11 protein-coding genes are annotated in these 10,793 nt (G+C 50.0%); 4 read left to right on the forward strand and 7 right to left on the reverse strand.

What is annotated here, in order from left to right; all coding sequences use genetic code 11:
* Positions 1–15: 15 nt before the first annotated feature.
* The 6 genes from ACO6V1_RS20100 to rsmD all read right to left on the reverse strand — a co-directional run bounded on the left by ACO6V1_RS20100 (position 16) and on the right by rsmD (position 5,739).
* Positions 16–264, reverse strand: coding sequence for a YfhL family 4Fe-4S dicluster ferredoxin (locus ACO6V1_RS20100; RefSeq protein WP_101745606.1), 249 nt, complete (start codon positions 262–264; stop codon positions 16–18).
* A gap of 53 nt (positions 265–317) precedes the next feature.
* On the reverse strand, positions 318–800 hold the full coding sequence (coaD, locus tag ACO6V1_RS20105; protein ID WP_209200829.1) for a pantetheine-phosphate adenylyltransferase: 483 nt from the start codon (positions 798–800) through the stop codon (positions 318–320).
* A 452-nt stretch (positions 801–1,252) separates the two neighbouring features.
* Entirely contained in the window at positions 1,253–1,828 is a 576-nt protein-coding gene (locus tag ACO6V1_RS20110) for a hypothetical protein (RefSeq protein ID WP_422468211.1), read from the reverse strand.
* A gap of 291 nt (positions 1,829–2,119) precedes the next feature.
* Positions 2,120–3,577, reverse strand: coding sequence for a coniferyl aldehyde dehydrogenase (locus tag ACO6V1_RS20115; protein ID WP_422463151.1), 1,458 nt, complete (start codon positions 3,575–3,577; stop codon positions 2,120–2,122).
* Between the two features lie 137 nt (positions 3,578–3,714).
* Entirely contained in the window at positions 3,715–4,809 is a 1,095-nt protein-coding gene (locus tag ACO6V1_RS20120; protein WP_422468213.1) for a malate dehydrogenase, read from the reverse strand.
* 252 nt (positions 4,810–5,061) lie between these two features.
* A complete protein-coding gene (gene rsmD, locus ACO6V1_RS20125) occupies positions 5,062–5,739 on the reverse strand; it encodes a 16S rRNA (guanine(966)-N(2))-methyltransferase RsmD (RefSeq protein WP_422463149.1) in 678 nt (225 codons plus the stop codon).
* 533 nt (positions 5,740–6,272) lie between these two features.
* On the opposite strand from rsmD, the gene ftsY reads away from it, so the two are divergent.
* The 4 genes from ftsY to rpoH all read left to right on the forward strand — a co-directional run bounded on the left by ftsY (position 6,273) and on the right by rpoH (position 10,467).
* Entirely contained in the window at positions 6,273–7,628 is a 1,356-nt protein-coding gene (ftsY, locus tag ACO6V1_RS20130) for a signal recognition particle-docking protein FtsY (protein WP_422468215.1), read from the forward strand.
* An 81-nt stretch (positions 7,629–7,709) separates the two neighbouring features.
* Positions 7,710–8,378, forward strand: a complete 669-nt coding sequence (gene ftsE, locus ACO6V1_RS20135) for a cell division ATP-binding protein FtsE (protein ID WP_422447063.1) — start codon at positions 7,710–7,712, stop codon at positions 8,376–8,378.
* On the forward strand, positions 8,375–9,460 hold the full coding sequence (gene ftsX / locus ACO6V1_RS20140) for a permease-like cell division protein FtsX (RefSeq protein WP_422447061.1): 1,086 nt from the start codon (positions 8,375–8,377) through the stop codon (positions 9,458–9,460). Before ftsE ends, ftsX begins: the two co-directional genes overlap by 4 nt.
* 152 nt (positions 9,461–9,612) lie before the next feature.
* Positions 9,613–10,467 carry an RNA polymerase sigma factor RpoH gene (rpoH, locus tag ACO6V1_RS20145; protein ID WP_422468217.1) on the forward strand — a complete coding sequence of 285 codons (855 nt, stop codon included), beginning with the start codon at positions 9,613–9,615 and terminating at the stop codon, positions 10,465–10,467.
* Positions 10,468–10,588: 121 nt separating this feature from the next.
* Here rpoH and ACO6V1_RS20150 read toward each other — a convergent pair.
* The coding region (locus tag ACO6V1_RS20150) for a hypothetical protein (RefSeq protein ID WP_422468219.1) at positions 10,589–10,793 on the reverse strand (205 nt) is incomplete at its 5' end.

The following is a 10,793-nucleotide window of genomic DNA, read 5'->3' on the forward strand; positions in this document are numbered from 1 at the left end:
ATTTGCGGCGTATTGTCAGGCAGCAGTGATGATCAAATATTTTTCCATCAGCTCATCCTGAGTTTCTTCGCAGTCCGGGTTCTTCGGAATACAGTCTACCGGGCACACCTGTTGGCACTGAGGTTCATCATAATGGCCAACGCACTCCGTGCACAGCAGTGGGTCAATTTCGTAAATTTCTTCCCCGGGTGAAATAGCACTATTCGGGCATTCCGGTTCGCAGACGTCGCAGTTAATGCAATCGTCAGTAATCATTAAAGCCATAGGCTCCTGGCTACCTTTCAGCTTGTAAAAACAAATGAATAACGGACAGTATCTCAGTTTCCGTTGAACTTATCTGTCAGTGCTTTCTGAACACATGGTGATACAAACTTGGAAATATCCCCATTCAGAGAGGCTATTTCCCGAACCAGTGTAGAGGAAATATAGGAGTATTGCTCTGCTGGTGTCAGAAAAAGGCTTTCCACTTTGGGTGCCAGCACCCGGTTCATATTGGCCATTTGAAATTCATATTCAAAGTCAGAAACGGCTCTTAACCCCCTGAGAATAACCTGGGCCTGCTGCTCCGCCACAAAACTGGCAAGCAGAGAGCTGAAGCCGGTTACCTGAACATTTGGCAGATGAGCGATGGATTCTTTGGCCAGATTGACCCGGGTTTCCAGATCGAACAGTGGCTTTTTCTTGGGGCTTTCAGCAACGGCAATAACAATGGTATCAAACAGCTTGGCCGCTCTTTCAACAAGATCCATGTGACCCTTGGTAATAGGATCAAACGTACCAGGATAGATTACCTTGATCATTAAAAATGACTCTCCGGCCACAAATCCAACAACTGATCAGAGATACAAAACATTTCAGGAGTTCTGCTGTTTACCAGAAAACTGTCTTGTAATTTGCTGGACAGACTCCCGTTGACGTCATTCACTGATCTGCGAATATGTCGACCTTTTTTTAGTAAAAGGGCATGTTAACGAAATAGTCAAAAGGGTTCAAATGATCAGCGTTCTGGGGCACTTAATGTTGAGGATATGAGAATTTTCAGAAGTTATGCGTTTATATAGTCATTGCGCTGGAATGGTTATTAAGTGTACAGATTCATGTTAAAAGTCTGAGAATGTTAAACTGCAATGCGAACTTAAACAGTGGGTAGAGCATACGACTGGATTACCCTGACTGACATATTATCTCTTTATTCAGCTTGACAAGCCCTGGCCAGGGCCTTGCCGCAGCACGATGAACGCACACCTGTTTGTCAAACATAGTTTGTCTGTGAACCCGGACAGAAGGGACACGCTAACCCCGTGGTTGATTTCTTCCCGGCGATATCAGGCTGTAAAAATACTGGAGGGTCACTCTGAATGCCGTTGCCTGATAATAGGAACGGATTCATCAGTTCTGGTTGGGACTGAACAGGCGTTGTGCAGTTAGAGTTAGCATCTAAACTTTCTGCTCCCAATAAAGGTGGTGCCGATGGTAGCTTCAGGCTCTGTTGCTGCCCATTGGCAAGGGAGTACTGTTTGGTACAGGTGGTGATCTGTCGCTGCCGAAGCTTGACGCACTCGCTACCATAGCAGGCAATAAGATAACAGGTGGTGAGGGTTGCACCAACACCACCGCCAGCATATGCACCGGCCAGTAAACCCATTTCGCCGCCGCGAACGCAACCTATGAGACCACCTAAAAGGCCAGAGGGAATTGTGCTCATGACAATCGGGCAAGCCCATTCGTTAGAGAAGTCATCTGGACAAGTACAGGTGTAATCCGATGCCCGTTGGGCAAATTGTTTAACGGTTGTTAACGGTAAAGTCAGTGCATTACATGGATTCATGCTGCGTATTTCCTCAAAATAGAAGCTGCTTCCACCCCATACTCTGTTGGCAGTTAACCTGACAGAAAATTGGTACTTTACTTTCAGACTGATTTATCCCGCAAAAGTTCCTATGTCCTGAGTTGCATAAGGAATAATGGAACTTGCGTAATAACTCGATGGATTTCAGTGCCGACGAAATTGATCATCTTCGTAAGTTTCTGGTGTTCAGTGAAAATACGTACCTGAACGTCTGAACCAGTTTTTGCAGGACCGCTGGCAAGCGGCCCCAAAGTCTGAAAGAGGCAGGGTCTATTTCTGGCCGGAAAGGAACCCCAGCATTTTTTTCTGCAGCCAGCCGCCATAGGGCGGGTAGATCATTTTAGTGCTGTTCAGCTTGCCTTTGGTTAACACCGACTTGGCCTTGGAGAATGTCAGGAAGCCCTCATGGCCGTGGTAGTGTCCCATGCCTGATGGGCCAATGCCGCCAAACGGCATATCTTCAACAGCGACGTGTAACAAACACTCATTAATACAGACACCGCCAGAGTGGGTCTGTGCCAATACGGCTTCCTGATTGTTTGTATCAGAACCGAAGTAGTAGAGTGCCAGTGGCCTGGGTCGTTGCTGGACAAACTGAATGGCTTCATCAAGGCTATCGATGCCGATGACAGGAAGCAGCGGGCCAAAAATTTCTTCCTGCATAACGCCCATATTATCAGTTGGATTCTCAATTAAGTGGATGGGGATCCGGCGGCTTCCGTCGTTAATTTCCTCATTGCCCGGAGTGTGGATGGTTGCGCCCTGCGCTTTGGCATCAGCCAGTAATTTCAATAATCGCTGGTGGTGGCGGTCATTGATGATCGAGGTGTAATCATTATTTCCGTTGACCGTTGGGTACATTTTTCGAAAGGCGTTGAGATAGTGCTCAATAAAGGCTGCCTTCTGGTCATTTTTCACCAGAATATAGTCCGGCGCTACGCAGGTTTGACCGGCGTTCAGGGCTTTTGCGTAGCAGACTCTTTCTGCCGCTTCCTGAATCGGGAAGTCGTTATCCACAATAACCGGTGACTTACCACCGAGCTCCAGGGTTACCGGGGTCAGGTTTTTTGCAGCGGCTTGCATAACATGGTGACCGACCGCTGTCGAACCGGTGAAAATAATGTGGTCAAAGTGCAGGCTGGTAAACTCGGTTGCCACTTGTGCATCACCGCAAACGACGGTGACCAGATCAGCAGGAAATGTTTGCTCAATGATTCGGGCAACCAGCTCCGAGGTTTTTGGTGTGAATTCCGACATCTTGATCATGGCCCGGTTGCCGGCGGCAAGAATCGTCAGCAATGGACTTAGAGACAGGAACAGTGGGTAGTTAAAGGGCACCACAATACCGACCACGCCCAAGGGCTGGTACACGACTTTTGCTGAGGCAGGTAATAACTGAGGGTTCAGCTTTCGCTTGCTGGGTTGCATCCATTTTTTAAGCTGCTTGATCGTGTAGTGGATATTGCCCAGGTTCGGTATGATTTCAGTCAGTGATGACTCACTTCTGGATCGGCCGCCAAAATCTTCATCCAAAGCAGACAGTAATGCGTCTTTATTGCTCAACAATGCTTTCTTAAGGGCCTTCAGGCGATCCACCCGCTCCTGATAGCTGGGGTTAGGGTCTTGCAGAAAGGCTTTCTTCTGGGCGGCAAGCAGATCTTCCAGGGGAGGGGGGATTTGCCGGGTCACTTTCCTGTGCTCGGACATAATGGGTTCGGCAGCGGTCATTGTTGTTTCCCTCTTGGGCGCTAATGGTTTATTTAATAATTTTTATTGTCTGTTTTCTTGTGTTGATGACGTAGACAAAAAGAAAGGCTCACATAGAGCCTTTCCTGTATTTTTGTATCACTGACCAGGCAAACTGCTCAGCAGATACGGTCAGCCTTGTAGTATGACTCGCCGGTATCGATACCTGCATCAAATTCAGTCTGGCCGCTACGGCTGGACGTCCTCAACGCTTCGCGGGAGGCAGCCGTTTCTTCAGGCAGCAGGTGATCTACCGCTGCCTTTTCTTCTAACAGCTCCTGTTCAGTTTTCTTCATCATTGACTGACCGTAGTCGTTAATGTGAAGGCTCTGAACAATCTGGTAGCTGCCAAATTCACAAACGACAGGGAAAGAGTAGTAGATGCCTTTGGCAACACCGTAGCTGCCATCGGAAATTATGCCCATGGATACAATACGACCATCGCTGCCCAGGGCCCAGTCACGCATGTGGTCCAGAGCGGCCTGTGCGGCGGAGGCGGCACTGGAGAGGCCACGCCACTCGATGATTTCGGCACCACGCTTCTGGATACGAGGGGTGTATTCTTCCTTGTACCATTGCTCATCGATCATATCGATGGCCGCTTCATCACCCAGTACCTGGGCGTGGTGCAGGTCAGGGTACATGGTTGGGGAGTGGTTGCCCCACACGCAGACCCCTTCGATATCAGCAGGATTAACCCCCAGTTTGTTACCCAGGATGCCCTGTGCACGGTTGTGGTCCAGTCGGGTCATGGCGCAGAACTGGGATGGTGCCAGGTCGGGCGCATTGCGGGACAATATCAGACAGTTGGTGTTTGCCGGGTTACCCACCACCAGGGCTTTAACGTCACGGTTAGCCACTTCGTTCAGCGCCTTGCCCTGTTCGGCAAAGATAACGGCGTTGGCTTCCAGCAGGTCGGCGCGCTCCATACCCTTGGAACGGGGACGGGCACCGACCAGCATGGCGTAATGAATGCCACGGAAACCATCAAACGGATTGTCGTGCAGACTGATACCGTGAACCAGTGGGAAGGCGCAGTCTTCCAGCTCCATGGCAACGCCACGAAGTTTGTCCATAGCCTGTGGGATCTCAACCAGTTGCAGAATCACAGGCTGATCAGGTCCCAGCATTTCACCGGCAGCGATTTTGAACAGCAGAGAGTAGCTGATGTTGCCAGCTGCACCTGTGACCGCAATTCGTACGGGTTGTTTCATGGGGAACTGCTCCTTAGAGTTTTCAGGTTCATTCTTAGATTAGCAATGCGTCTAAATCACCATGAGCCGTTCTTTAAAGCAGCTTTTCGTGCTTTCTTGCACTTAAAAGTCATAAAAGAGACATCCGGCCACGGCCTACTGAATGGTAAGCCTGTGGATGATACAGCGTTCAGACGTACTGTTTATTTGATAAAGATCAGCCGCGCACAGATTACTGATATCATTTCGGTAAGTCCATATGTGAGACGTTGGTTATTGTTGTTTTTTCATGCGCGACCAGAGGCTGAAGCTTACTTGTCCTGCGGTTTTGCACTTTTCCAGCTGCCAGTTCTCCGGGGTTGGCAAAGGGTTCAGCTCTTTCTCTACCTCAATGTAAATATGGCTGTTTTCATTCAGGTAACCATTGCTTTCAAGCAGCTGGCAAGCAGGCTCCAGCAGGTTCATTCGAAACGGTGGGTCCAGGAAAATCAGGTCAAAACCGGTTTCAGCCGGTTGGTTTAACCAGGTAAGGCTATCGCACTCAATCACCCTGGCACGCTCAGCTTTTAACAGTGCAAGGTTGCTCTTCAACGTTCTTGCGGCAACCGGACTTTTTTCCAGCAGCACTGCTGACGATGCGCCCCGGGAAAGCGCTTCCATGGACAGTGCGCCGGTACCACTGAATACATCCAGCACCCTGGCTCCCGGTGTCATCATGGTCAGCCAGTTAAATACTGTCTCTCTTACCCGGTCTGATGTTGGGCGCAAGCCGGGTACATTGGCTACGGGTAACTTACGACTGCGCCATTCACCCGCAATAATCCGCAGCAGACCACCACCGGTATGAGCAGGGCCGGTGTTAGCGCGTGATTCAGGATGCTTGGGATTTCGAGACTTGCGAGGCATTAACAGGCTCCAGCCGGGCAGGGGATCAACAGGGAGCGTAAGCATACTCGTTTCATCGCTTCAGGTCATGGAGTTACCAGTCATCCTGGTGTGTATAGACAGCAGAGTCTGGTGAAATACAACAAACCCGGAGAAAAGTGTCAGACTTCCAGTAACCCGAAGTCGCCGTTTTTTATTGTGGATGGTTCCATTCGGGTTCATGAAAGATGGACTATTTTCCCTGAGAAAGTTCGTTTCGTGACAGTCTGAATTAAGATAGGATTAGCGATTATCCATAGCCTGCATGATGGATTGTCATTGCGTTTCATCGCCTGTTACGGGGACTTCTCCGGCCAGGCTTCAGATCAATGGCAATCCTGATAGGAGCCTGTCCGAGAATAGCGCCCGACTAGGCGTCCCCGTAGCGAGGATGGCAGAAAATTGAGGATAAAAATTTCATTTTGTGAGGTGAATAGCGGGGCTATTTGCCGAACAAAACGGAATTTTTAGACCAATTTGCTGCCACCGCAGTAGGGCAGTCTATTCTCGGACAGGCTCCTAGTCATCAGGCGCTCCCACCAAGGTTATAGAAGTAGTCTATGTTCGGTTCGCGCAAAGACGATGAGAAAAAAGCCAAACGCAGTTTTTGGCCCTGGGGTCGACGTTCCCGGGATGAAGTTTCTGAAGAACAGGTAGAGGCAAAGGCTGAGCCTGAAGTAGAAGACGTTGTATCCACTGTAGAAACACCGGAAGTTACTGCTGAGTCGGCTTCTGAGTCTTCAGCCGGTGTTGTTGACGTTGTGCCTGAGATTGTGCCTGAGATTGTGCCTGAGATTGTGCCTGAGATTGTGCCTGAGGTCTTTCAGGGCACTGAAGATAAGCCTGTTCATCCTGAATCCACTCATAAAGCACCTGAGGCTTCTGACAAAGAAGTACCGGTTGTTGCTGCCCCTGGAATTCCCCGGGTTGCTGAGCCAGAATTACCGCCCGAAAAAACGCCGGTTGAGCCAGAGAACAAGCCTGAAGCCAAAGGTGGCTTCTTTGCCCGGATGCGTCAGGGGTTGAGCAAAACCCGTAACGTTCTGGTTGAAGGCGTTGCAGAACTGTTTATCGGTAAAAAGGAGATCGATGATGATCTTCTGGATGAACTGGAAACTCAGCTGCTGGTCGCCGATGTGGGCGTTGAAGCCACCACTGACATTATTGAAAAGCTGACCAGAAAAGTTAAGTACAAAGAGCTGGATGATGCGGATGCCCTGATGGCTGCGCTGCAATCCGAGCTTGCTGATATTCTTGAACCGGCTGACCAGCCACTGGTTATCCCGAAACAGGACACCCCTTTTGTTATCCTGGTGGTGGGCGTTAATGGTGTGGGCAAGACCACCACGATTGGCAAGCTGGCCCGTAAGCTTCAGTCCGAAGGCCGCAAGGTTATGCTCGCGGCTGGCGATACATTCCGTGCGGCTGCGGTTGAACAGTTGCAGGTGTGGGGTGAGCGCAATGAGATTCCGGTGGTTGCCCAGCATACCGGTGCTGACAGTGCTTCCGTTATCTTTGATGCCTTCGAAGCAGCAAGAGCCCGCAATATCGACGTCCTGATTGCCGATACCGCTGGCCGCCTTCACAACAAGGATCATTTGATGGAGGAGTTGAAAAAGGTGAAGCGGGTGCTTGGGAAGCTGGACCCTGATGCGCCTCATGAAGTGTTACTGGTACTGGATGCGGGCACCGGGCAGAATGCCCTGAGCCAGGCTCGTCTGTTCCATGAAGCGGTGCAGTTAACCGGCATGGCCCTGACCAAACTGGATGGAACCGCTAAAGGCGGGGTGATCTTCGCGCTGTCCAAACAGATGAAACTGCCAATCCGTTTCCTGGGCGTGGGTGAGCAGATAGATGACCTGAGACCCTTCTCGGCTAAGGAATTTGTTAAAGCGCTATTTTCCCGGGAAGGTTGATATGACCTGCAATGAGCGACAAATGTCGCTCATTAGAGTGTTGGTGACTTGAATACCATCCAATAGATTAAGGACAGCTGGATGATTCGCTTTGACGGTGTCAGCAAGCGTTACCCGGGAGGTCATGTTGGCCTTGAGCAGGTCAGTTTTCACCTGGAGCGGGGAGAGATTGCGTTTCTGACAGGCCATTCTGGTGCAGGAAAAAGTACCCTGATGAAGCTGATTATGCTTCTTGAGAGGGCCAGTGCAGGTCAGGTCTGGGTGGGAGGTCATAACCTGCGGGCTCTGAAGAACAGCCGGATTCCCTATCTTCGCCGCAATATTGGTGTGGTTTTTCAGGATCACCAGCTGTTGTTTGATCGTACTGTTTTTGAAAATGTCGCTTTACCACTGCTGATCGCAGGCTATTCTCCCAGTGATTGCGCTGGTCGGGTTCGCGCTGCCCTGGATATGGTCGGGTTATTAAATAAGGAAAAGTTATTGCCAGTGGCTCTGTCCGGTGGTGAACAGCAGCGGGTTGGCCTGGCGCGGGCAGTCGTGAATCGCCCGGCTTTGATTCTTGCGGATGAGCCCACTGGAAACCTTGATCCGCAGTTGTCCACGGAAATCATGAAGCTGTTTGAGAACTTTAATCAGGTGGGTGTTACCGTGTTGATTGCCAGTCATGACCTGGCGCTGGTGGCCCGGATGCGACACCGTATTTTGACCCTGGATCATGGCAGGCTGGTTGCAGACCAGGAGGTTCAGTGAGTCTGTTTAGTAAGAACAACAGGCGACAGCAACATGGTCGTCGGCACACAGTGGATGAACAGGCGGGTATGGGCAAAACCGCTGGAAAGAGTGCGGGAAGCCTGGTTTCTAAAGAAGCCAAAGATACCCACAAAAGAGGTGCCAATCGCCAGACCGTAGCAACCCTGACACTGCACTCTTTCGTTAGCCTGCATCGGCAGGTGGGCAGGGATGCACTGACCCGTCTGCTGAACAACCCTGTGGCCAGTCTGTTGAACAGCTTGCTGATCGCGGTTGCCTTTTCCCTGCCGGTTTTACTGTTTGTTCTGGTGAGTCATGTGCAGGTGCTGGGGGCCGCCTGGGATGGGCAGCCCAAAATCTCCATTTACCTCAATCATGGGGTTAGCCAGAAAATTATCGATCAACGTATTGCGGATTATCGTCAAGACCCTCTGATTAAAGAAGTTGTCTACCTGTCACCGGAACAGGGGGTGAACGACTTTCAGCAAAAGGCCGGACTGCAGGATGTAATTAGCCAGCTTGGGTTTAATCCATTGCCGGGGGTGGTTGAGCTGCTGCCTGTCAGTGAGGCTTCTTTTGAACAATTGGATGATGCCGTGGTCCATTATCAACAAATGGAAGGGGTTGACCAGGTTCGGCTGGACCGGCAGTGGGTACAGAGGCTGCAGGCAATTTTGACGATGCTTGAACGCTTTGCCATCATGCTTGGCGGGATTCTCGGGCTTACCGTGGTTCTGGTGATTAGCAACACCGTGCGCCTCAGTATTGAAAGTCGGCGTGATGAAATCAAAATTATCAGTATGGTGGGGGGAACCCGGGGCTTTATTGCCATGCCCTTCATCTATATGGGGATCTGGTATGGCGTGATTGGCGCTATTCTGGCTCAAGTGATTGTTTTTTCATTATTAGCTGTCCTGAGTCATGAAATGATGAATATTGCCGGACTGTATAATAGCGAGATGGTATTATCTGGCCCCGGTTTTGGCGTGTTGGGCGTATTGTTGCTGGCCGGAATAGCGTTTGGTGTTCTGGGGGCAATGAGCAGCTGCTATCGACATTTTCAGGCTTTAGTACCTGACTAGGAGGCTGACCGAGAATAGACTGTGTAAAGTAAGAAAATGTCCTGTAAAGTCGATAGCGATTGTGAACCGAATTGTTGTTATTATTAGTATTCGTTTGAACTTCAGCTATTTTAACAGAGTCTAAATAAGAGGGTATCTTGACGGAGTCAGTTATGGGCACCAGTCTTCAACCAGTCGATATGTTAGTTCCTGGCCGCAATATTGATGCCTATGTTGCGTCAGTCAGCAGTATTGCTGTGTTGTCTGCTGAACAGGAAAAGACCCTTGCTGAGCGCCTCTTCTTTCATAATGATCTGGAAGCGGCTCGTCAGCTGGTCATGTCTCACCTTCGCTTTGTTGTTCACATTGCCAAAAGCTATTCCGGCTATGGTCTGCCACTGGCAGATCTGATTCAGGAAGGCAATGTGGGTCTTATGAAAGCGGTTAAGCGTTTTAACCCTGAAGTTGGGGTAAGGCTCGTCTCCTTTGCTGTGCATTGGGTCAAAGCGGAAATACACGAATTTATTCTGCGCAACTGGCGTATTGTGAAAGTCGCGACCACGAAAGCGCAACGCAAACTTTTCTTTAACCTGCGCAGCGCTAAAAAGCGGTTGTCCTGGTTAACCAATGATGAAGCGGACGCCGTAGCCAAAGATCTGGGTGTTGAAGCTAAAGTGGTTCGCGAAATGGAAAGCCGAATGGCTGGCCAGGATACCGCTTTTGATGGCTATGGTGACGATGATAGCGATACTGCTTATCAGGCACCTGCTTACTTTCTGGAAGACCATAACTCAGACCCCTCTTCTTTGCTTGAAGATGCCGACTGGTCCGACAGTTCGATTTCCCAGCTGAGAAGTGCACTGGCACAGCTGGACGAACGCAGCCGGGATATTCTTCAGAAGCGTTGGCTGGCAGAAGAAAAGGCAACGCTGCATGAGCTGGCGGATACCTATGGAGTCTCTGCTGAGCGTATCCGGCAGTTGGAAAAGAATGCGATGAAAAAGCTGAAAGGCTCTATGGAAGCCTGACGCCGATTAAACGTTCTGGAAAAAGCCGCTACGCTAAATAGCGGCTTTTTTTATGAGGTTAAAAAATTCAGGGTGTTGACTTTTATCCACACCTGCGTAGAATGCGCTGCTCTTCCACGGGCTAACCTGAAACGGTCACCCACGGATCGGCAGAATGAATCATCATCGCTAACCGGGAAGTGCGGTTTGAAAATGGGTTGTTTGGATTGAATGAAAAACAACCGGTTGACAAATCAAACTGGCGCGGTAATATGCGCCTCCGCTGACAGGGCTTGAGAGCAACGTTAGCGAGTTGGAAAGCTTCTTTCTTCTTCTGAAAAACGAAT

The sequence above is a fragment of the Endozoicomonas sp. ALC013 genome (assembly GCF_049310205.1).
Lineage (GTDB): Bacteria > Pseudomonadota > Gammaproteobacteria > Pseudomonadales > Endozoicomonadaceae > Endozoicomonas.

Bases quoted from the DNA above. Each gene is read 5' to 3' on its own strand.
- ACO6V1_RS20100 (WP_101745606.1), bottom strand. From the start codon at position 264: ATGGCTTTAATGATTACTGACGATTGCATTAACTGCGACGTCTGCGAA.
- coaD (WP_209200829.1), bottom strand. From the start codon at position 800: ATGATCAAGGTAATCTATCCTGGTACGTTTGATCCTATTACCAAGGGT.
- ACO6V1_RS20110 (WP_422468211.1), bottom strand. From the start codon at position 1,828: ATGAATCCATGTAATGCACTGACTTTACCGTTAACAACCGTTAAACAA.
- ACO6V1_RS20115 (WP_422463151.1), bottom strand. From the start codon at position 3,577: ATGACCGCTGCCGAACCCATTATGTCCGAGCACAGGAAAGTGACCCGG.
- ACO6V1_RS20120 (WP_422468213.1), bottom strand. From the start codon at position 4,809: ATGAAACAACCCGTACGAATTGCGGTCACAGGTGCAGCTGGCAACATC.
- rsmD (WP_422463149.1), bottom strand. From the start codon at position 5,739: ATGCTTACGCTCCCTGTTGATCCCCTGCCCGGCTGGAGCCTGTTAATG.
- ftsY (WP_422468215.1), top strand. From the start codon at position 6,273: ATGTTCGGTTCGCGCAAAGACGATGAGAAAAAAGCCAAACGCAGTTTT.
- ftsE (WP_422447063.1), top strand. From the start codon at position 7,710: ATGATTCGCTTTGACGGTGTCAGCAAGCGTTACCCGGGAGGTCATGTT.
- rpoH (WP_422468217.1), top strand. From the start codon at position 9,613: ATGGGCACCAGTCTTCAACCAGTCGATATGTTAGTTCCTGGCCGCAAT.